Origin of the sequence: Pseudoalteromonas sp. P1-11 (assembly GCF_001399995.1) — a bacterium.
Classification (GTDB): domain Bacteria; phylum Pseudomonadota; class Gammaproteobacteria; order Enterobacterales; family Alteromonadaceae; genus Pseudoalteromonas; species Pseudoalteromonas atlantica.
The window spans coordinates 102,110-122,427 of the sequence record NZ_LJSP01000002.1 but is presented as its reverse complement, the minus strand read 5'-3'; the positions used below and the strand labels follow the sequence as shown (position 1 = coordinate 122,427).

The window sequence follows — 20,318 nt, the reverse complement described above, 5'->3', positions numbered from 1 at the left end:
AACTTGAGTTGCCTTTCACACTGACAACATCTTCACACACAATATAAAGATTCTTTTAAGCGAGGCTAACTTTTATGCCTCAAGCTTATGACTAGAGCCTTGCTCTGTGTCTATGGTTAAACTTTAGAGTGTTAGCTCCAATTTGACAAACGAGAAAAATAAACCTAATAGGTGAAAAAAACTAAACTATAGACCTTGGTCTAATACATTAAGCTTGCGTTTATTTAAAACAGAGGTTGGACAATAAATACACAGGTACAAAAAAAGCGCCATAAGGCGCTTTTTGTCATTAAGCTACGGCTTAAATAATTTGGTTTTCTTTCCAGGCTTGCTCTTTAGCCATACGCTTTTTACGCTTATCACAAGGATCGTCACAATCACAGGCTTTATCAATACCTACCGAGCCTAATCCACCGCAACTACTTGCCATAGATTTTCTTTGCACGATCATACCAACAGCCATAGCTATCACGATTAAAATTAATAAACCAAATGTAAGAAGAAAAAGTGACATTGCTTAGCCCCTATTGATCAGCAATAAATTATGCTCAAACATTCTTGAGCGACCGCTAAATTATACACCCAAAACCCACATAGATGCGAGAGAAGTCTATTTCAAAAAATCGGTTGTAATATGCGTTTAGCACGAATAAAGTTTTAGCTAAACGCTATTATATTACAAATAAGGCTTAAATGCAGTGCTCGCGTAAGTCACAATGCCTTTGTCTGATTTAGCCATTAAGTACACAGGTAAATCGTGCTTTTCAGCGTATGCTTTAGCATTCTCCATTCCCATAACCGTTAATGCGGTTGCTAAGCCATCTGCGGTCATTGCACTAGGATGTAATACAGTAACCGACACTAAGTCATGTTTGATTGGCATGCCTGTTACTGGGTCAATTAAATGAGTGTAAGTTTCGCCATCCATTTTATAAAAAATACGGTAGTCACCTGATGTTGCAATGCCATTCGTACCGGGCGCTAATACACGGTGAACTTTTCGCTCGCCTGGTGGCGCATCTGGCTGCTCTATCGCGATTTTCCAATCTTGGTTATTTGGCTTTTCACCGCCAATGCGCAGCTCCCCACCTATTTCTACCATGTAGTTACTAATATTTTGGCTTTCAAGTAATTGCGCTACTTTATCAATGCCATACCCTTTCGCTGTGGCCGAAAACGACAGCTCTAAACCATCAACTGTTTTAGCAAGTCCCTGCACAGTAAGATTAAGTTTATCTACACCAATTTTTTCAATCATTGCAGCAAGTGCTTCATCACTTGGGCGCTTAGTTGGTTTTTTATCAGGTCCAAAGCCCCATAAATCTATTAACGGGCCCATCGTTACATCGAGCGTTTTGGTCGACTTACCTAAACGAATCGATTCACTCACCACAGCCCTAAAGTCTTCACTAATTGGCATAACCTGGTTGGCGGGTAATTTATTAAATGTGTTAATTTCAGAATCGGGGATATACGTAGACATAGACTGATTAACCGCTTTCAATTGCGTATCTATTTGCTGCTGTAATTTAGTGGCATCAACGCTTTTATCGTCGGCAAAGTATTTAATATGATAGGTGGTGCCCATCGTTTTGCCTTCTAAAAATACCTCCTGAGGAGTTTTTTCAGCCCCACAGCCAGAGATATATAGCATTATAGTTAATAAAAAGATACTGATAGCGCCTTGAGAACTGCTTACTCTGTTCATTAAATTAGCCCATGTAAAATAAAATAAAAAAAGCCCCGTAGCACAAAGTGCGACGAGGCCCGTATTTTAACCAAAACTAAGCTGTTTTGATATGGGTGTTAGCCACCGAAGTCATCTAGTAAGATGTTTTCGTCTTCTACACCTAGGTCTTTAAGCATGCCGATAACAGCCGCGTTCATCATTGGAGGACCACACATGTAGAACTCACAATCTTCTGGCGCTTCATGATCTTTCAAGTAGTTTTCATAAAGTACGTTATGGATAAAGCCTGTGTAACCTTCCCAGTTATCTTCTGGTTGTGGGTCAGACAATGCGGTATGCCATACAAAGTTATCGTTTTCAGCTGCTAAGCCGTCGAAATCTTCAACATAGAACATTTCACGCTCAGAACGCGCACCATACCAGAAACTAATCTTACGCTTAGAGTTTAAACGCTTAAGTTGGTCAAAGATATGTGAACGCATTGGTGCCATACCTGCACCACCACCTACGAATACCATTTCAGCGTCGGTGTCTTTAGCGAAGAACTCACCAAATGGACCTGAAATAGTTACCTTGTCGCCTGCTTTAAGTGACCAAATGTACGATGACATTTTACCACATGGTAGGCTTAGGTTTCTTGGCGGCGGCGTAGCAATACGCACGTTAAGCATGATAATGCCTTCTTCTTCTGGGTAGTTAGCCATTGAGTATGCACGAATTGTTTCGTCGTCTACTTTTGACTCCAGGTCGAAGAAACCAAAGTGATTCCAGTCGCCACGATACTCTTCAGGAATATCGAAATCTGCGTATTTAACATGGTGAGCAGGCGCTTCGATTTGGATGTAACCACCCGCACGGAAAGGCACTGATTCGCCATCTGGAATTTGTAGCTTAAGCTCTTTAATGAACGTTGCTTTGTTATCGTTAGAGATAACTTCACAATCCCATTTTTTAACACCGAAAATTGACTCTTCAAGTTCAATTTCCATGTCGTTTTTAACATTTACCTGACACGCTAAACGACAGCCTTCACGGGCTTCACCTTTAGAAATGTGATCAAGTTCTGTTGGTAAGATATCGCCACCACCTTCTTTAATGTGTACACGACACTGACCACAAGAGCCACCGCCACCACATGCAGATGATACGAAAATACCTGATTCAGATAGCGCGCCTAAAAGCTTGCTACCTGCTGATGTTTTAATGGCTTTGTCTGGATCGCCATTAATACCGATGATGATGTCACCGCTTGCAACTAACTTAGATTTAGCACCAATGATAACTAAAACTAGTAGTACAACGATAGCGATGAAAACACCAACGCCTAAGAAAATCTCATAACTCATGATTTATCCTCGCTACCTTTACAGTGAAATACCAGAGAATGACATAAAGCCAAGACCCATTAAACCAACAGTGATGAAGGTAATACCTAAACCACGTAGGCCGTCTGGCACGTCTGAATATTTCATTTTCTCACGGATACCTGCAAGTAATGTAATTGCAAGCGCCCAACCAACACCAGCGCCAACACCATAAACAACAGACTCGCCGAAGTTATAGTTACGCTCAACCATGAATGATACCGCACCAAAAATCGCACAGTTAACTGTGATTAGTGGTAAGAAGATACCTAATGCGTTGTAAAGTGCAGGGAAAAACTTATCTAATGCCATTTCCAAAATTTGCACGAGTGCTGCAATAACACCAATGAACGTTAAGAAACGTAAAAAGCTAAGGTCTGCTTCAGGGTAACCAAGCCACTCTAATGCACCCGGTGCAAGTACGGCATGGTAAACCAAGTTATTTACTGGTACAGAAATACCCAGTACCACAATAACGGCTACACCTAGGCCAATTGATGTAGTTACTTTTTTAGATACTGCTAAGAAAGTACACATACCTAGGAAGAAAGCTAAAGCTAAGTTTTCAATAAAAACCGCTTTTACAAATAAACTAATATAATGTTCCACTGCTTGCCCCTTACGCTTTAGCTTCTACTTGGTCTTTCTTATAAGTACGAAGTACCCATATGAATAAACCAATGATGAAGAATGCACTCGGTGGTAAAATCAATAGACCCATAGGTTGATACCAACCACCATCTTGTACTAATGGGATAATATCAACACCGAATAGTGTTCCCTTACCAAATAGCTCACGAATGAAACCAACAGTAAGTAATACCACTGAGTAGCCTAAGCCATTACCAATACCATCTAAAAATGACATAAGTGGCGGCGACTTCATTGCGTACGCTTCAGCACGACCCATTACAATACAGTTAGTAATGATTAGGCCAACGAATACAGAAAGCTCTTTCGCCGTAGCGTAAGAGAATGCTTGTAATACTTGGTCTACAACAATTACTAGTGAAGCAATGATCGTCATCTGTACGATAATACGTACTGATGAAGGTATGTGGTTACGAATGCTTGAAATGAACAAGCTAGAAAACGCCGTTACTAATGTCAAAGCAATTGACATGATTAAGGCATTTTTTAAGCTAGACGTTACCGCCAGAGCAGAACAAATACCAAGTACTTGTAATGCGATTGGGTTGTTAGCTAAAACCGGACCAAATAGGACCGACTTCATTTCTTTAGTATCAGCCATTATTTCAACGCTCCTTCACGTACCTTCGCAAGGAAAGGACCAAAGCCGTTTTCACCAGTCCAAAAGTCAACTGTGTGATCAACACCATTAGAAGTTAGTGTAGCACCTGATAAACCATCAATTTGATGTTCGTTGCTAGCACCGCTTTTCATAATGTTAATAGGTAACTCTTTACCTTGCCATTTAGCTGTCCATTGTGGGTTTTGAATTTCGCCACCCAGGCCTGGTGTTTCGCTATGCTTGTAAAAGTTGATGTTTTTAACTGTTTCGCCATCGCTTTCAAGCGCTAAGAAACCATACATTACACCCCAAAGGCCGTAACCTTGGATAGGTAAAATGATTGCATCTGTAGAACCATCTTCTTTTTTAGAGATGTAAACAGGTGAGTTTTTAGTCATACGCTGAATACCAGCGATGTCCTTAATCCCTTCTGCTTTAAGTGCAAAACTTCTTTGTTGGTCGAATTTCGATTTTTCGAAATCAAATGAGTTTGGATCAGCATCTTCAACAAATTCGCCAGTGTCCATATCAACAACACGTGCTTCGATTTTGCCATCGAATGTGTCAGATACAGAGTTTGCGATTTCAATATCAGCTGCTGCTAAGATATTACGTTGAATATCTTGAGTTTTATTAGCTTGCTGTAAAGGACGAAGCTGTACAGAAGCAAACGATACAATAATTGCACACACTAAACATAGTGCCACAACAACCGTTAACGTTTTGCCGATTGATTCGTTATTACTAGACATTACGTGCCAACCTCCGCTTGATATTAGCTTGCACTACAAAGTGATCGAACAGTGGAGCAAATAAGTTAGCAAATAAGATTGCTAGCATCATGCCTTCTGGGAAAGCAGGGTTTACTACACGGATCATAACTACCATAAAGCCAATAAGCGCGCCGTATGCGAACTTACCTTTATCGGTAAATGCAGCTGATACAGGGTCAGTAGCCATAAAGAACATACCAAACGCAAAACCACCCAGTACTAAATGCCAATGCCAAGGCATTGCAAATACAGGGTTGCTCTCAGAGCCAACCGCATTTAATAAGAATGCAGTTGCCACCATACCTAGGAATACACCTAGTACAATGCGCCAAGAAGCGATGCGAACGTAAATTAAGAATAAGCCACCAATAAGCACAGCAAGCGTAGATGTCTCACCTACAGAACCTTGAATGAAACCGTAAAACGCATTCCACCATAGCTCCATGTTGCTGTAATCAAGAGTGCCAACAAACGCTTGACCTAGCATAGTTGCACCAGAGAACGAGTCTACTGCAGTCCATACTGTGTCACCTGAAATTTGTGCAGGGTATGCGAAGAATAAAAACGCACGGCCCGCTAATGCAGGGTTTAAGAAGTTACGGCCTGTACCACCAAAGATTTCTTTAGCAATAACAACACCAAACGTAATACCTAACGCCACTTGCCATAAAGGAATAGTCGCAGGCAAAATAAGTGCAAATAATACAGAGGTTACGAAGAAACCTTCGTTAACTTCATGCTTACGCACAGAAGCAAATAGTACTTCCCAAAAACCACCTACTGCAAAAGTAACGGCGTATATTGGTAAGAAGAAGCATGCCCCGTAGAACATTTTAGCGCCCCAGCCCGACTCAGCGGTTAATTCACCACCAAATAACTGGAACAAGCCAACCTGCCAAGAGTTTGCTAGTTCAAAACCTTGTGCTAAAGCACCCGCGGCCTGATGACCGATGTTGAACATACCAAAAAACATAGCTGGGAACGTCGCCATCCACACTAAAATCATCATGCGTTTTAGGTCGATATTATCGCGAACGTGAGTTGCGCCTTTATTTACATAACCTGGCGTGTAAAAAATAGTCGCGGCTGCTTCATACAGGGCGTACCATTTTTCGTGTTTACCACCTGGTTCAAAATGCGGCTCAATGTCTTCTAAAAATTTCTTTAAACCCATCTCTTAGCCTTCCTTCTCGATCGTTGTTAAGCAATCGCGTAGGATAGAACCATACTCGTATTTGCCCGGACAAACGAAGGTACATAACGCTAAATCTTCTTCATCAAGTTCAAGCGCACCTAATGAAATTGCACTGTCTAAGTCACGTGAAATTAAGTCACGTAATAATAGGGTTGGCAAAATATCTAGCGGCATTACGCGCTCGTAGCTACCAATTGGTACCATGGCACGTTTTGAACCACCTGTAGACGTTGTCATTTTAAATAAACGACTCGGTGCAAGGTGAGAAAGGAATGTACGCGTTACAGAGAATTTATCACTACCTGGTGCAATCCAACCAAACAGCTCTTTTTCGCGACCTTCAAGTAAAACAGATACTTGAACGTGGTAGCGGCCTAAGAATGCATGAGGACCTGAAGAAATAGCGCCAGATAAAACAGAACCAGAAATAACACGGTTATCACCGTCTTCTAATTCGCCTGCCACTAAATCATCTAATGAAGCACCTAGTTGTGTTTTCACTAAACGAGGGTTTTTAACGCGAGGACCTGCAAGCGAAATAACACGGTCTGTGTTGATTTCACCAGTAAGGAATAAGTGACCATACGCGATAACGTCTTGGTAACCAATATGCCAAACTTGTTTATTAACAGATACTGCATCAAGGTGATGAATATGAGTACCAACTAAGCCTGCTGGATGCACGCCACCGAACTCATGTACTTCTACTTGAGCGATAGACGAGCTAGGAACTTGACTGCCAGCTTGCTTACATACAAATACTTTGCCATCGGTCAAACGCGAAACAACAGCAAGACCCGCTTCAAATGCAGCTGCATTTTCGGCAATAATTACTGCAGGATCTGCAGCAAGAGGGTTTGTGTCGATAGCGGTTACAAATATAGAGCTAGGATTTGCATCCAACGCAGCTATTTTGCTAAATGGGCGAGCACGAAGTGCTGTCCATTGACCTGACTGAACAAGTACTTCTTTGGCTTTTTCACGCGATAAGCTTGCAAGCTCATCTGCATTGAAAGAGTCAAAGGTGATTTGCTCACTGCCGTTTACTTCAATAACAACAGATTGCAGCACACGTTTAGCACCACGATTAATTTCTTTTACTGTACCAGAAGCTGGTGCAGTAAATAGGACGCCTGGGTTCTTTTTGTCTTCAAAAAGTACCTGGCCTTTTTTGACTTGGTCATCCACACGAACATGCATGGTTGGACGCATACCGATAAACTCTTCACCTAGCACAGCTACACGTTTGATGGCAGAACCATCATGAATAACTTGCTGAGGCGCGCCCTCTATGGGTAAATCCAGACCTTTTTTTATGTTGATCATACGCACTTGCATTAATTAACGGAAAGAAACTGAAAAATCGTATCAACCACGTCGCCACTTGAGTTATCCAAGATATATCAAGGTACAAAAGAACAACTTGCTAGGAATATCAAACAAGCAACGCAGTAAAACTCCTCACATATTGCTTCGATTTTAACATCATTATGTACGACTATGCGAGTGTATTTATGAAAATTATACGACAGAAACGCTTATTTAGTTTTGTTAAGTGTTTTAAATAAAAATCAAGGTAGACCAAAGTGGTAGCCTAAGCACCTAACTGCCACAAAATATCTAAAACACTAAAAGCAAAAAAGCCGCAATAAGCGACTTTTTATAATTACAAAGTATGATTAGTCAATCATGTTTGCAATTGGCTTCACTGCATCTACATCTTGCTCATAGTCAACAGCGTCAATGCCAAAACCAAATAAACGTAAAAATTCGTTATGGTAGCCTACATAATCGGTTAGCTCATCAATTGAGCTCGTATCTACTTTATCCCAAACAGCTTGCACACGTGCTTGTACATCGTCCTCTAGCTCTTTGTAGTTTTGGAATAAGTGACCGCCCTCGTCAAAGCGTGGGTTTTCACCGTATAGGTTTTCGCTAAATAAAGCATGAATTTGCTCAATAGTGCCTTCATAAGTGCCATCGGCTTTCATTACTTTAAATAAAGCAGAGATATATAGCGGCATAATAGGAATAGCAGAGCTTGCCTGAGTAACAACAGCATTTAACGACGACACATAGGCTTGACCATTTAAATCTTTTGTCGATTCTTTAATTGCGGCAGTTGCACGGTCTAAATCTTCTTTTGCTTTACCTATTGTTGCGTGCCCGTAGATTGGCCACGTTAACTCTTTACCTATATAAGTATAAGCCGTGGTTTTAAAGTTATCGGCTAGTACGTCTGCTTCTTTTAATGCATCAATCCACATTTCCCAATCTTCACCGCCCATCACTTTAATGGTGTTGTCGATGTCATCTTGGCTTGCGGCTTCTACTGTTACTTCGTCAATTTCGCGCTTTGACGTATTTAAGTTTTTTGTAGTTACAGCACTGCCAATAGGTTTAAGTGTAGATGAATACACCTCACCTGTATTTGGATCGGTACGACGAGGCGATGCTAAGCTGTAAATAATACAGTCTACTTTGCCTAAATCTGCTTTGATTGTCTCGATTGCTTTTTGCTTAATTTCGTTAGAAAACGCATCGCCATTAATATTTTTTGACCAAAGCCCAGCTTCATCTGCAGCGTCTTGAAATGCTGCTGTATTGTACCAACCAGCAGAACCTGTTTTACGCTCTGTACCTTCTTTTTCAAAGAAAATACCCAGTGTTTTAGCCCCACCGCCAAATGCCGCCGTAATACGAGACGCTAAGCCGTAACCAGTAGATGCCCCAATTACGAGTACATTTTTAGGCGCATCTTTTAATTCGCCTTGTTGTTTTACATAGTTAATTTGCTCTTGAACATGCTCTGCACATCCTACAGGGTGTGCGTTAGTACAAATAAATCCACGAATTTTAGGCTTAATGACCATTGATCATCCTATATCTTTTACAATAAAAATTAGCGCTAGTTTAAAGGCTAATACTAAAAACACTGATCTGATCAGTTAAACCTGATCAAATACCCCTATTTATATTGGCTAACCTACATTGGGGTTAATTTAGCTTTGAGCCGCCCATACAATTTGGAGAGTCAGGCGCTTCGCCACCCTGCTCTGAAAATTCATCTGGCGTGTACGTATGAATTGCTAAGGCATGAATATGATTTGCTAGCTCATCTTTTAGTACTTCGTTAATTTGGCGGTGGCGCTGTAGTAATCGTTTACCCGCAAATTCTTCGCTTACCACAATTACTTTAAAATGCGACTCAGTACCGGCGCTGTGCATATGGCTTTCGTTAATTACGTTTAAATGCTTACAGGCAATCGCGCTACTAAGCTTGTCTTGAATTTGTTGTTGCATTGACATTAAAACACCATATTTAGTCACTGATTTGTGCAGCTACTATAACAAGTTAATTTAACTAACTAAATTGCTTTTGCTTAATGTGCTCAATAAAGCGGTACGTTAAGCTGATCCGTGGGTGAGCAAGCGTTGTTTGTTTGGGGATTGCGTGCTGGTAGTCGCGCTGACTATGCCCACTCATCACTAAGCAACTACCGCTTTGTAATTTTAAGTCGGTGACTTTATTAGTAGCTTTTTGCTTTAATTTAAGTACGCGCTCAGCACCAAGCGATATACATACAATGGTAGGCTCAGGGCCTAGCTCTATTTCATCATCACTGTGCCAGCCCATGGTGTCGTTACCATCACGGTAATAATTGACTAATAACGAATTAAGCGGCTTATTTAAATGTCGCTCTAAACGTTTTCGCATTGCTAAAAGCACCTCATCCCACGGCTCTACTATTTGTTTACTGTGTGAGTAACCATATTCAATATTTAAGTCGCTCATAAAGCATTGCAAACGTGGAATGGGCCCTGTTCTGCCATACACAGTGACATTAGGCTGCTGCCAATTAAGATTTTTTTGTAAATAATAAAATAAATCGAGGCTTTTTTGCGCACTAAGCGCCTTACTTTGATAAGAAAAGCCGTTTGGTAACTGTTGGGGGTTGGCGTTTTGCCGTTGCATGTTAGAATTTACCTACATTAGATTACTGATCAACAAACCATTATGACGACGCAAGCCCAGCTAGGCGATAAAACATTTACTCTTGAACGTTTCCCTTTGGATCAAAAAAACCGCAGTTTACAAGCGTGGGATTCGGCCGACGAGTACCTTATCAATTATGTTAACGAACATCACCCAGATTGTCGCTCATTACTAATTTTAAACGACACGTTTGGTGCCCTTGCCTGTTATTTTAGTGAATTAACGGTTTGTTCAGTTAACGATTCTTATATTAGCCACCAAGCTGCAGCCTATAATTTAAAAGAAAATAAACTATCAACAGCCCAATTTACACAGTTAGATAGCTTATCTGCGCTGCCTGAAGAGGTTGATTTAGTACTTATAAAAATACCGCGTAACGTCGGGTTTTTACAGTTTCAATTAAGCGAGTTGAGTGAAGTACTTGCCCCTGGCACACCGGTTATTGCCGCGGGTAAAACAAAGGAAATTCATAACTCAACTATAAAAGCGTTTGAGCAATTTATTGGCGAGACCAAAACAAGCTTGGCCGTTAAAAAGTCGCGTTTAATATTAAGTACAGCTAAAGGCGGCTATAAAGAAGCTAACTTCCCGGTAAGTTGGCAGCTTGAAGGCACTGATTTTAATATAACGAACCATGCCAATGTGTTTTCGCGCGATTCGTTAGATATAGGTGCGCGGTTCTTTTTTAATTACTTGCCGCAAACCTCAAAAGCAAAAAGTATTATCGACTTAGGTTGTGGTAATGGTGTGGTGGGCTTAATGACGTTATCACGCTGTCCAAATGCGTCGGTAACCTTTGTTGATGAGTCGTACATGGCGGTCGAATCTGCACGTTTAAATGTAGAACTTAACCAAGCAAATAAATTTGATGATTGCCAATTTATAGAAAACGATTGTTTAACCGGCTTTGCAAGAGACAGTGTAGATATGGTGTTGTGTAACCCTCCATTTCACCAAGCCCAAGCTGTTACCGACCACATTGCGTGGCAAATGTTTAAACAAGCAAAAGATACATTAAAAGAAGGTGGCGAGCTGCGTATTATTGGTAATCGTCATTTAGATTATCACGATAAATTAAATCGTATGTTTGGTAACTGTAAGCTATTAGGTTCAAACAAAAAGTTTGTAGTGCTCAGCGCAACTAAAAATAGTGGGATGCTATAAAATGAAATTAACTAAATTTATTTTAGCCTGTTGCTCCATGCTGGTGTTTAGCGCATGCAGTAACCAGCCAAACCAAGTGATATTAAACCCGGTTTATAAAAGTGGCCAAATTAGCGTTATTTCAGCCAGTTTAAGTACCAGCGTTATTGATTTACGTGGTGATAGCGCAACCCTTAAGCTTGTTGAGTCGGACAAAACCAAGACCTTTGCCAGCCAAGATATTGTAACCTCTGTTAAAAGCGTATTAGATAGCGCGCTAAATCGTAACGGAGCAAGTATTTCTAACCTAGCAACAACCCGCTTTGAACTAGATATTCATGCCCTACAAGCAAAGGTGACTGAAAAGCTCATGAGCCATACCAGCGAAGCGCACATTGAGCTAGGCGTACGGGTCATTCGCTCTACCAGCAATTTTAGTAAAGTGTATCGTGGCAGTGCTAATTTAGAAGGGCCGCTGAGCCACGATCGCGCCAAAATTGAAGGTCAACTCAATAAGTTGACGGAACAAATTATAACCCGCATTGTATCGGACCCAGAATTAATTGAATTTTTAGAAGGTTAACAATGAAACGATTTTTAATCTGCTTAAGCCTACTATTTAGTGTAAGCACCTTTGCCGCGCAAGAAGGCCGTTTTGTTCAAAAAGACAATATTTTCCCGCGTGTAGAAATAGTCACGTCATTGGGTAGCATTGTGGTTGAGCTAGACCGCTCAAAAGCTCCTATTACGGTAAATAACTTTTTAACCTACGTAATGGATAAAAGTTACCAAGGCAGTATATTCCACCGTGTAGAACGTGATGTTGAAAACGACCGTGACTTTGTAATACAAGGCGGTGGCTACGATAAAGACCTTGATGGCTTACACGAAAACGACCCTATATTTAACGAAAGTGGCAACGGTTTAAAAAATGATATGTACAGCATCGCTATGGCGTATCAAGACCGTGAACCGCATTCAGGAACTCGCCAGTTCTTTTTTAATATGGATGATAACGATCATTTAAACCCAGGTAGAGATTGGGGCTTTGCCGTGTTTGGCAATGTAATGGATGGTTACGACACGCTAGATAAAATTATGGCTGTTGAAACCGGCTTTAATGAAAAAATTGGCTACGACTTTGTACCAAAAACGCCCGTTGTTATTTTAAATATTAAAGTACTTGAGCAAACCCCATTATAAATCACTGAGGTGCAACTAAGTTGCACCCAACGCCAATGAAGGCCCTATGAGCAAAACCCTCTCAGTAAGCGAATATTTCTCGTATTTTAAAGATAAACGTTTAATCAATATTTTTATATTTGGTATGAGCAGTGGTTTTCCATGGGTACTGATTGGCTCTGTGATGTCGGCTTGGCTAAAAGATGAAGGCCTAAGCCGCAGTATGATTGGCTTATTTGGTATTGTATTTGGCGCATATAGCATTAACTTTATGTGGTCGCCGCTTATTGATAGAACCAAACTGCCATTATTGTACAAATGGTTTGGGCAACGTCGCAGCTGGATTTTATTTTGCCAAAGCTTTATGTTTATTGGCACCCTGCTTTTAGCGGGGCTTGATTTAAAAGCAAACTTAGCGATTGCCGCCGGCTTATGTTTACTCATCGCAGTCGCCTCTGCCACACAAGACATAGCAATTGATGCTTTTAGAATAGACACGTTAAGCGAAAACGAATCTCATAAAGCCACTGCAGCTGCTGCTATGGCCACATCGGGTTGGTGGACAGGTTACGCATTACTGGGTGCTATTCCTTTTTACATGGCCGATATCCCCTCTTTAGATTGGCCACAAGTGTATTACTTTTTAGCCGCTGTTATGTTGATACTAATGAGCGGCGTGTTATTTGCCAAAGAGCCTAAATCAAACCGAGAAGCTGTTCACGCAGAGCTTGAGCGCGTATACCTTGAAAAACTAGCCAGCATTAAGCAAACGCCCTTTACTAAAGTGATTGCTTGGCTTGGCGTTACAGTGGTTGATCCCTTTAAAACCTTTTTTGCTAAAAATGGGGTTAAAACAGCCCTTGCCTTATTAGCATTTATTTTCTTATTTAAAATAGGCGAAGCTTTTTTAGGGCGTATGTCGATTGTTTTTTATAAAGAAATAGGCTTTAGCAACAGCGATATAGCCACTTTTTCAAAAGTAGGCACTGCAGTACTCACCATTGCTTTTACCTTTGTGGGCAGCTTGTTCAATCAAAAGTACGGCATTGTAAAAGGGCTATTTATAAGTGGTGTTGCTATGGCGGGGTCTAATTTAGCATTTTCGGCTATTGCGCTGGTTGGCCCTAATTTGGGCTTATACGCTTTTGCTATTGTAATTGACGGCTTTACTCAGGCTTGGTCGTTAGTGGCTATGGTGGCATTTATATCGATGTTATGTGACCGGGCATTTAGTGCAACACATTATGCATTACTGGCTTCGCTTGGTAATTTAGGGCGTACATTGCTTTCAAGTTACAGTGGTGTGGTTATTGATGATTGGCTAATGGGAAATTGGGCATTATTTTTTGTGTTAACGGCATTAATGGTAATACCTTCGCTGGTGTTTTTATATTTGATTAGGCATAAGCTCTATCAGTTAGAGCAAAATTACCATAAAAATATGTAATGCATCCCTGCATTAACGTGATTTGCTTAGGCCGTTCAAGTGCCCCTTATAACACCCTAAGCAAAACAATATTAATCCGCTTTAATTAAGCCTAGCGCTTCATGCGGATCAACTTCAAGTGCATTACAGTAACGTACAAACTCAATAACATCTAAGCGGCGTTCTTGATTTTCAATCTTACCGATAAATGAGTGAGGTGTTCCTAGCACTTGTGCCAGGCTACGCATTGTATGACCCTTTTCATGGCGTTTTGTTTTAAGCCATTTAGTTAGCTTTTCGTTTTCTTCAGAAGAAACAGTCTTGCCCATCATTTTACATCTCCTACTAGATGATATGACATACCCGTCAAAGCAGTAGTCACACAATGATTGGAGGCATATAAGCAGATACCCACTACATTATTCAATAGCAAGCTATTGCTTAAATAAGCAAAGGTATTGCTACTTATTCAACCTACCAATCTATTCAGTGCTAACCCGCAAAAATAGGATATAGGTTTATTTTTATTAAGAGTGAAATTTTGCCCGTCTCACTCTTGGATACATTATATACTATTAACAGTTCGGTTAAATAATTAATTACATAGTTTGCATAAATTTACCCAACCACTAACCTTTACTTATGCTGAATATTTAAGTTAACGTACCAAAAATATTAGGTTTTTTCCTAAAAAATTAATTGTAAGATAAAAGCACTTTGTTACAAATTAACGTGCGAATAACCTTGCTGTATTGATGTTTAAACAACAGTAAGGGTAAAAAAGTTCCCATAAATAACGTTTTTCCCTAACTGAGGGACTAAAGAGGAAGTATGTTTAGAGTATTATTTTTGTTGCCTATTTTACTATGCTTTTTATGGTTTTTGTTTTTACGTCACTACGGAGTACCCATTAAACAAGGTAAAAAAGGCTTTTTATACATACTTGCCTTTTCTGCTTTTGTATTAGGCTTTTTTGTATTAATAATGCAGTTTACCCATTACAGCCCAATTGAATTTTAGGCATTAAAAAAGCCGCTAACGCGGCTTTAATAGCTAAGCGTAAATTGCTTAAACGCTAAAACTTGCACCACACCCACAGGTAGTCGTTGCATTAGGATTAGATACAAAAAAGCGTGCGCCTTCTAACCCTTCTGTGTAATCCACTTCGCCATCAACTAAGTACTGAATACTCATTGGGTCAATAACCAGGGTTACACCATTTTTAACTATTTCTAAATCGCCAGGATTTGCTTTTTCATCAAAAGTAAAACCATATTGAAAACCAGAACAACCACCACCTGTTACGTAAACACGCAGTTTTAAATCTGGATTTTCTTCTTCGTCGATTAACTGTTTAACACGAACAGCAGCAGCATCGCTGAACTTTATTGGTAATTCTTCAGACATTTTAAAACCCTCAATATCGCAATGGCGTGATTATCTAATACCCGAGTGTTTTAATCAAGTATAGTCAAACATCTCTTGTGCTATCTTAGGCTTTTAACTATTGCTTTAGCCGATACGATAGCAAAATGTGTTTTCAGTGATTGCTGTAATATTTGTTAATATAAGTGTTTAAAATTGCAAAATCACAAGGACTTACCTGCACACTTTTGTTAAACTGCTCGCTGAAAAAATGTGGCGGAGAATACAGCATGTGGCTTGAGCAACTCAGGCGTCGATTAGCAAAACCAAAAACCTCTGTGCAATTATGCTTATTAGGCGTAAGTGCTGGTTTAATTGCTGCATTTTTTATTATTTTATTTCGCTTAACGATTCTGTTTTTTCAAAGCTTATTTTTAGACACTCCCGATAATTTTACTACTATCCCCACTCTTGAACGAGTTTTAATGCCGTTGATTGCTGCGCTACTGATTGCTACATTTGCTGCATTTACTGGCTTTAAGCACTACCGATTAGGCATTCCTTTTGTTATTCATCGCATTAAACGCCACTACGGGCAAATGCCGCTTTACAACACCGTAAACCAATTTGTTGGTGGTGCACTGGCACTTATTAGTGGTTTTTCGGTGGGCCGCGAAGGGCCATCTGTTCATATGGGCGCCACTGGCGCAAGTATATTAGCCGATAAACTTCATTTACCGCATAACGCCATGCGTACATTAAGTGGCTGTGGTGTCGCCGCTGGTATTGCGGCCTCGTTTAATACCCCACTGGCTGCGGTTATTTTTGTAATGGAAGTGGTGCTACGTGAGTACAAAGTGCATATTTTTGTGCCAATTATGCTTGCCGCACTAACTGGTGCATTAGCAACCCAATTTGTGTTTGGTGAAGGCTCAGAGCTTGCACTTATTAGCATTACGCCATTGAGTGGTTGGCATTACCCATATTTAATTTTATGTGGCATGGCCTTAGGGGCAATTGCCTATAGCTTTAACCAAAATTTAATGCTGATCATAAAAACATTTAAACCTTTAAGCATGTTTCCTCGTTTACTCATTGCAGGTTGTATTGCAAGTATTATTGCCTATGCAGTGCCCCAAGCGATGGGTTCGGGTATGAGTGCGATTACTATTGCGGTTGAATCGCCTGAAAACGCGCAGCTACTTACCACTATTTTAATAGCTAAACTGCTGGCGACCTTGTTTGCCATTGGCCTAGGAATACCGGGCGGCTTAATAGGCCCCGTAATTGGACTAGGTGTATTAACAGGTACTTTAATGGCCTTTTTTGCTCAATTTATAAGCCCAGGTGCTGACATTGCAGGCACTTACGGCGTATTAGGAATGGCAGGGTTACTCGCGGCTACATTACATGCGCCGTTAGCAGCATTAACAACTGTGATGGAGCTTACGTCCTCGCCAGAGATTATTGTACCGGCCATGTTAGTGATAACAACCGCCTATGTAACGGCGCTGCAAGTATTTGGCAATCGGTCTATATTTTTGCAACAGCTTGATTTTCAGGGGCTACCCTATCATGTATCGCCCGCAACGGAGGCGCTACAAAAAGTGGGTATAATGGATGATATGGATGAGGACTTTAAACTGCTTTATTCAGACGATAAAGAGCAAATTAAAAACACCTTAGACGCCATGGACAGCCAAACCCCTTTAATAGTTTACGATGAAGAAAACGGCTATCGCCTAGCAGAGTATGACCTTACCCTGATGTCGGGCGAAAACATAAATATAAACTACATTAGCTTACAAGGCATTAGCAGCCAGTCGACCTTAGCTGATGCCTTTGATATTTTAAAAGATAAACGCAGCGGTGCCCTGTATGTATACAACTTGCTAGATGATCAGCAAATAATGGGGCTATTACGCTGGGATCAAATAAATAATATTTTAACTATTCGTAACAGCCTACTTTAGGATTCTTATGAGCGCTTTACTAATTTATAAAACACTGCACATTTTTTTTATGATTGCCTGGTTTGCCGGTATTTTTTATTTACCTCGGTTATTTGTATACCACGCAATGAGCGAAGAAAAAGCCTGTAACTCTATGCTTAAAGTGATGGAACGCCGGCTACTCTTTTTTGTTACCCCGTTTGCTATTTTAACGGCCGTTTTTGGTGTACTCACTATTGTAGAATATGGCCGTGAGTGGTTTAGATATAGCATGTGGCTGCACTACAAACTGGTACTGGTCATTATTTTATATCTATACCACGGCTACTGCTTTAAATTACTGAGCGACTTTAAACACGACAGAAATACCAAAACGGACCGTTTTTATCGTATTTTTAATGAGCTCCCAGTTATTGCGCTGCTAATGATTGTAGCGCTTGCGGTAATAAAACCTAATTTATAAGCTGTGTAGCGCATGTTAAACTGCGCTGCAATTTACAATACTTGCTATAACACGCGCGATTGCGTGCCCCATTTTAATGGATTATCGCGCCCCTTTGATTGATTAGGAACAACCCCATGTTAAGTTTCCAAGGTGAACATATACTGTCGGTAAATCAACTCGACAGAGACTGCATTGAGCGTATTTTTGCAGTAGCGAAAAAAATGGAGCCTTATGCTAAAAAACAAAAGCAAACAACAGTGCTAGAAGGCGCTATTTTAGCTAATTTGTTTTTTGAACCAAGCACGCGTACGCGTGTAAGCTTTGGTACTGCCTTTAATTTATTAGGCGGTGGCGTGCGCGAAACAACCGGCATGCAAAGCTCAGCCCTTGCTAAAGGCGAATCGCTTTACGACACTGCGCGCGTTATTTCAGCGTACGCTGATGCTGTCGCTATGCGCCATCCTGATGCAGGCTCGGTAAGCGAATTTGCAGACGGTTGTACCGTACCGGTAATTAACGGCGGTGATGGCCCAAACGAGCACCCTACTCAAGCACTACTTGACTTGCTTACTATTGAACGTGAACTCAACCGATTTGATCAAAACATTGATGGCATGCATATCGCCTTAGTTGGCGATTTAAAATATGGCCGCACAGTACATTCACTATCTAAATTATTGTGCCATTACAAAAACGTAAAATTTTCGATGGTGGCGCCCGACGGCCTGCAAATGCCAACGAGTATTTTAGATGCGGTAGAAAATGCAGGCCATAAAATACAATTAGTCAACAAAATGGAAGGGAACTTAGCAGCCGATATTGTGTACCAAACACGTATTCAAGAAGAGCGCTTCCCTTCACAAGAAGAAGCCAATAAATACCGTGGCGGCTTTAGAATTAGCCAATCAATTTATAACGCGCACTGTAAGCCAAACTCCGTGCTTATGCACCCGCTACCACGCGATAGCCGTTTAGAAGCTAATGAGCTTGATAACGACTTAAACAGTAACGACAATTTAGCTATATTCCGCCAAGTACAAAATGGCGTGTTAATTCGTATGGCACTGTTTGCTTTAACCCTCGGCGTAGAAAACAAAGTCGAGCAATATGAAGTAGACGTACCTTGGTTTAGCCGCAAACGCGACAGCTAAACACTTTTACCAAGCGACAACTAATAGGATTTTTCATGACAATTAGCCAAGATTTATTTAATCGTGCACAAACTTCAATTCCTGGTGGCGTAAATTCACCTGTACGTGCATTTAACGGTGTAGGTGGTACGCCACTATTTATTACCAAAGCCGAGGGTGCCTTTACCTTTGACGCTGATGGCAACCGTTATATTGATTACGTAGGTTCGTGGGGTCCGATGATCATGGGCCATAACCACCCAGCTATAAAGCAAGCTGTTCACGAAGCGGTAGAAAACGGTTTAAGTTATGGGGCGCCCACTGAAGCCGAAATTTTAATGGCCGAAAAAGTAAAAGCGCTTGTACCCTCAATCGAAAAAGTACGTATGGTAAGCTCGGGTACCGAAGCAACAATGAGCGCCATTCGCTTAGCACGTGGCTATACAGGGCGTGATAAAATCCTTAAGTTTGAAGGTTGTTACCACGGCCATGCCGACTCATTATTAGTAAAAGCAGGCTCTGGCGCATTAACCATGGGTGTGCCAAATTCACCTGGTATCCCTGAGGATTTTGCAAAGCACACGCTTACCGTATCGTTTAATAACCTTGATGAAGTAAAAGCTGTATTTGAAAAATACGCAGACGACATTGCCTGTATTATCGTTGAGCCAGTAGCGGGTAACATGAACTGTATTCCTCCTGTAGAAGGCTTTTTAGAAGGCTTGCGTGCAGTATGTGATGAGTACAAATCGGTGCTTATTTTTGACGAAGTAATGACCGGATTTCGTGTTGCATTAGGTGGCGCTCAGGCGTATTACAACATCAAACCTGACTTAACATGTTTAGGTAAAGTCATTGGCGGCGGCATGCCTGTTGGTGCCTTTGGCGGCAAAACCGAAATTATGGATTACATTGCGCCAGTAGGTCCGGTTTACCAAGCTGGTACTCTTTCTGGTAACCCTATTGCAATGGCTGCGGGTTTAAAATCGCTTGAGCTATTAAGTGAACCAGGTTTGCACGATAAGTTAGAAGCTATTTCTAAAGCTATTTGTGAAGGTTTTGAAGCAGGCGCTAAAAAAGCAGGCATTCCTTTAACCACTAACTACGCTGGCGGTATGTATGGCTTTTTCTTCACTGAAGCAGAAAAAGTAACCACTTATAAACAAGCTACAGAATGTGATTTAGAACGCTTTAAACGCTTTTTCCACTTAATGCTTGAAGAAGGTGTATACCTAGCACCTTCTGCATTTGAAGCAGGCTTTGTGTGTGCTGCGCACACAGAGCAAGAAGTACAAGCGACTATTGAAGCTGCAGAGCGCGCCTTCGCTAAGCTATAAGCATCCAACACATGTGTTAATAATGTGCGTTATTAACTCTGTAGTTAAAAAAAGCCCTTACGGGCTT

The 20,318-nt window shown here is 40.9% G+C and carries 22 protein-coding genes; 9 read left to right on the top strand and 13 right to left on the bottom strand.

The features are described 5' to 3' along the window. Window positions 1–301: 301 nt before the first annotated feature. The 11 genes from nqrM to AN390_RS03205 all read right to left on the bottom strand — a co-directional run bounded on the left by nqrM (window position 302) and on the right by AN390_RS03205 (window position 10,250). Entirely contained in the window at window positions 302–514 is a 213-nt protein-coding gene (gene nqrM, locus AN390_RS03255) for a (Na+)-NQR maturation NqrM (RefSeq protein WP_004587136.1), read from the bottom strand. Between the two features lie 162 nt (window positions 515–676). After that, complete coding sequence (locus tag AN390_RS03250; RefSeq protein WP_055252950.1) at window positions 677–1,708, bottom strand: FAD:protein FMN transferase; 1,032 nt, start codon at window positions 1,706–1,708, stop codon at window positions 677–679. A 98-nt stretch (window positions 1,709–1,806) separates the two neighbouring features. Beyond that, on the bottom strand, window positions 1,807–3,036 hold the full coding sequence (nqrF, locus tag AN390_RS03245) for an NADH:ubiquinone reductase (Na(+)-transporting) subunit F (protein ID WP_004587138.1): 1,230 nt from the start codon (window positions 3,034–3,036) through the stop codon (window positions 1,807–1,809). 18 nt (window positions 3,037–3,054) lie between these two features. Continuing rightward, a complete protein-coding gene (gene nqrE / locus AN390_RS03240; protein ID WP_004587139.1) occupies window positions 3,055–3,663 on the bottom strand; it encodes an NADH:ubiquinone reductase (Na(+)-transporting) subunit E in 609 nt (202 codons plus the stop codon). 10 nt (window positions 3,664–3,673) lie between these two features. After that, window positions 3,674–4,306 carry an NADH:ubiquinone reductase (Na(+)-transporting) subunit D gene (locus AN390_RS03235; protein WP_004587140.1) on the bottom strand — a complete coding sequence of 211 codons (633 nt, stop codon included), beginning with the start codon at window positions 4,304–4,306 and terminating at the stop codon, window positions 3,674–3,676. Then, window positions 4,306–5,058, bottom strand: coding sequence for a Na(+)-translocating NADH-quinone reductase subunit C (locus tag AN390_RS03230; protein ID WP_004587141.1), 753 nt, complete (start codon window positions 5,056–5,058; stop codon window positions 4,306–4,308). Before AN390_RS03230 ends, AN390_RS03235 begins: the two co-directional genes overlap by 1 nt. Next, window positions 5,051–6,253 carry an NADH:ubiquinone reductase (Na(+)-transporting) subunit B gene (locus tag AN390_RS03225; protein WP_004587142.1) on the bottom strand — a complete coding sequence of 401 codons (1,203 nt, stop codon included), beginning with the start codon at window positions 6,251–6,253 and terminating at the stop codon, window positions 5,051–5,053. Before AN390_RS03225 ends, AN390_RS03230 begins: the two co-directional genes overlap by 8 nt. Before the next feature lie 3 nt (window positions 6,254–6,256). Next, window positions 6,257–7,600 (bottom strand): Na(+)-translocating NADH-quinone reductase subunit A, encoded by a 1,344-nt coding sequence (locus AN390_RS03220; RefSeq protein ID WP_004587143.1) that lies wholly within the window; start codon window positions 7,598–7,600, stop codon window positions 6,257–6,259. Window positions 7,601–7,953: 353 nt separating this feature from the next. Beyond that, window positions 7,954–9,147, bottom strand: coding sequence for an enoyl-ACP reductase FabV (gene fabV / locus AN390_RS03215; RefSeq protein WP_024034299.1), 1,194 nt, complete (start codon window positions 9,145–9,147; stop codon window positions 7,954–7,956). A 124-nt stretch (window positions 9,148–9,271) separates the two neighbouring features. Continuing rightward, entirely contained in the window at window positions 9,272–9,583 is a 312-nt protein-coding gene (locus tag AN390_RS03210; RefSeq protein WP_004587145.1) for a BolA family transcriptional regulator, read from the bottom strand. Window positions 9,584–9,638: 55 nt separating this feature from the next. Next, window positions 9,639–10,250, bottom strand: a complete 612-nt coding sequence (locus tag AN390_RS03205) for an alpha-ketoglutarate-dependent dioxygenase AlkB (RefSeq protein ID WP_004587146.1) — start codon at window positions 10,248–10,250, stop codon at window positions 9,639–9,641. A gap of 42 nt (window positions 10,251–10,292) precedes the next feature. Here AN390_RS03205 and AN390_RS03200 point away from each other — a divergent pair, with 42 nt between their 5' ends. The 4 genes from AN390_RS03200 to AN390_RS03185 are packed head-to-tail and all read left to right on the top strand — an operon-like array spanning window position 10,293 to window position 14,043. Then, on the top strand, window positions 10,293–11,435 hold the full coding sequence (locus tag AN390_RS03200) for a methyltransferase (RefSeq protein ID WP_055252949.1): 1,143 nt from the start codon (window positions 10,293–10,295) through the stop codon (window positions 11,433–11,435). A 1-nt stretch (window position 11,436) separates the two neighbouring features. Continuing rightward, window positions 11,437–11,997 carry a YajG family lipoprotein gene (locus tag AN390_RS03195; protein WP_004587148.1) on the top strand — a complete coding sequence of 187 codons (561 nt, stop codon included), beginning with the start codon at window positions 11,437–11,439 and terminating at the stop codon, window positions 11,995–11,997. A 2-nt stretch (window positions 11,998–11,999) separates the two neighbouring features. Further along, a complete protein-coding gene (locus AN390_RS03190; RefSeq protein ID WP_004587149.1) occupies window positions 12,000–12,617 on the top strand; it encodes a peptidylprolyl isomerase in 618 nt (205 codons plus the stop codon). A 46-nt stretch (window positions 12,618–12,663) separates the two neighbouring features. Further along, a complete protein-coding gene (locus AN390_RS03185; RefSeq protein WP_004587150.1) occupies window positions 12,664–14,043 on the top strand; it encodes an AmpG family muropeptide MFS transporter in 1,380 nt (459 codons plus the stop codon). 71 nt (window positions 14,044–14,114) lie between these two features. On the opposite strand, the gene AN390_RS03180 is transcribed toward AN390_RS03185, so the two are convergent. After that, window positions 14,115–14,354, bottom strand: coding sequence for a helix-turn-helix domain-containing protein (locus tag AN390_RS03180; RefSeq protein ID WP_004587151.1), 240 nt, complete (start codon window positions 14,352–14,354; stop codon window positions 14,115–14,117). Between the two features lie 499 nt (window positions 14,355–14,853). Here AN390_RS03180 and AN390_RS03175 point away from each other — a divergent pair, with 499 nt between their 5' ends. After that, window positions 14,854–15,042 (top strand): hypothetical protein, encoded by a 189-nt coding sequence (locus tag AN390_RS03175; RefSeq protein WP_004587152.1) that lies wholly within the window; start codon window positions 14,854–14,856, stop codon window positions 15,040–15,042. 48 nt (window positions 15,043–15,090) lie between these two features. Here AN390_RS03175 and erpA read toward each other — a convergent pair whose 3' ends face one another. After that, the gene (gene erpA / locus AN390_RS03170; protein ID WP_002958911.1) at window positions 15,091–15,429 is read right to left on the bottom strand and encodes an iron-sulfur cluster insertion protein ErpA; all 339 of its coding nucleotides are present in this window, start codon (window positions 15,427–15,429) and stop codon (window positions 15,091–15,093) included. Window positions 15,430–15,677: 248 nt separating this feature from the next. Between erpA and AN390_RS03165 the strand changes: the two genes are divergently transcribed. From AN390_RS03165 to hemL, 4 genes are all read left to right on the top strand, one after another. Further along, window positions 15,678–17,360, top strand: a complete 1,683-nt coding sequence (locus AN390_RS03165) for a chloride channel protein (protein ID WP_055252948.1) — start codon at window positions 15,678–15,680, stop codon at window positions 17,358–17,360. Window positions 17,361–17,367: 7 nt separating this feature from the next. After that, window positions 17,368–17,802, top strand: a complete 435-nt coding sequence (locus AN390_RS03160; RefSeq protein WP_055252947.1) for a CopD family protein — start codon at window positions 17,368–17,370, stop codon at window positions 17,800–17,802. Between the two features lie 116 nt (window positions 17,803–17,918). Beyond that, window positions 17,919–18,935, top strand: a complete 1,017-nt coding sequence (locus AN390_RS03155; RefSeq protein WP_004587156.1) for an aspartate carbamoyltransferase — start codon at window positions 17,919–17,921, stop codon at window positions 18,933–18,935. A 35-nt stretch (window positions 18,936–18,970) separates the two neighbouring features. Continuing rightward, entirely contained in the window at window positions 18,971–20,251 is a 1,281-nt protein-coding gene (gene hemL / locus AN390_RS03150) for a glutamate-1-semialdehyde 2,1-aminomutase (RefSeq protein WP_004587157.1), read from the top strand. Window positions 20,252–20,318: the final 67 nt, after the last annotated feature.

What these genes read in the sequence shown, in the direction of transcription:
- AN390_RS03180 (WP_004587151.1), bottom strand. Translation starts at nt 14,354, where the DNA reads ATGATGGGCAAGACTGTTTCTTCTGAAGAAAACGAAAAGCTAACTAAA.
- AN390_RS03190 (WP_004587149.1), top strand. Translation starts at nt 12,000, where the DNA reads ATGAAACGATTTTTAATCTGCTTAAGCCTACTATTTAGTGTAAGCACC.
- AN390_RS03195 (WP_004587148.1), top strand. Translation starts at nt 11,437, where the DNA reads ATGAAATTAACTAAATTTATTTTAGCCTGTTGCTCCATGCTGGTGTTT.
- AN390_RS03220 (WP_004587143.1), bottom strand. Translation starts at nt 7,600, where the DNA reads ATGATCAACATAAAAAAAGGTCTGGATTTACCCATAGAGGGCGCGCCT.
- AN390_RS03205 (WP_004587146.1), bottom strand. Translation starts at nt 10,250, where the DNA reads ATGCAACGGCAAAACGCCAACCCCCAACAGTTACCAAACGGCTTTTCT.
- hemL (WP_004587157.1), top strand. Translation starts at nt 18,971, where the DNA reads ATGACAATTAGCCAAGATTTATTTAATCGTGCACAAACTTCAATTCCT.
- AN390_RS03160 (WP_055252947.1), top strand. Translation starts at nt 17,368, where the DNA reads ATGAGCGCTTTACTAATTTATAAAACACTGCACATTTTTTTTATGATT.
- erpA (WP_002958911.1), bottom strand. Translation starts at nt 15,429, where the DNA reads ATGTCTGAAGAATTACCAATAAAGTTCAGCGATGCTGCTGCTGTTCGT.
- AN390_RS03175 (WP_004587152.1), top strand. Translation starts at nt 14,854, where the DNA reads ATGTTTAGAGTATTATTTTTGTTGCCTATTTTACTATGCTTTTTATGG.
- AN390_RS03185 (WP_004587150.1), top strand. Translation starts at nt 12,664, where the DNA reads ATGAGCAAAACCCTCTCAGTAAGCGAATATTTCTCGTATTTTAAAGAT.
- AN390_RS03235 (WP_004587140.1), bottom strand. Translation starts at nt 4,306, where the DNA reads ATGGCTGATACTAAAGAAATGAAGTCGGTCCTATTTGGTCCGGTTTTA.
- nqrF (WP_004587138.1), bottom strand. Translation starts at nt 3,036, where the DNA reads ATGAGTTATGAGATTTTCTTAGGCGTTGGTGTTTTCATCGCTATCGTT.
- AN390_RS03225 (WP_004587142.1), bottom strand. Translation starts at nt 6,253, where the DNA reads ATGGGTTTAAAGAAATTTTTAGAAGACATTGAGCCGCATTTTGAACCA.
- fabV (WP_024034299.1), bottom strand. Translation starts at nt 9,147, where the DNA reads ATGGTCATTAAGCCTAAAATTCGTGGATTTATTTGTACTAACGCACAC.
- nqrM (WP_004587136.1), bottom strand. Translation starts at nt 514, where the DNA reads ATGTCACTTTTTCTTCTTACATTTGGTTTATTAATTTTAATCGTGATA.
- AN390_RS03155 (WP_004587156.1), top strand. Translation starts at nt 17,919, where the DNA reads ATGTTAAGTTTCCAAGGTGAACATATACTGTCGGTAAATCAACTCGAC.
- AN390_RS03165 (WP_055252948.1), top strand. Translation starts at nt 15,678, where the DNA reads ATGTGGCTTGAGCAACTCAGGCGTCGATTAGCAAAACCAAAAACCTCT.
- AN390_RS03200 (WP_055252949.1), top strand. Translation starts at nt 10,293, where the DNA reads ATGACGACGCAAGCCCAGCTAGGCGATAAAACATTTACTCTTGAACGT.
- AN390_RS03250 (WP_055252950.1), bottom strand. Translation starts at nt 1,708, where the DNA reads ATGAACAGAGTAAGCAGTTCTCAAGGCGCTATCAGTATCTTTTTATTA.
- AN390_RS03230 (WP_004587141.1), bottom strand. Translation starts at nt 5,058, where the DNA reads ATGTCTAGTAATAACGAATCAATCGGCAAAACGTTAACGGTTGTTGTG.
- AN390_RS03210 (WP_004587145.1), bottom strand. Translation starts at nt 9,583, where the DNA reads ATGTCAATGCAACAACAAATTCAAGACAAGCTTAGTAGCGCGATTGCC.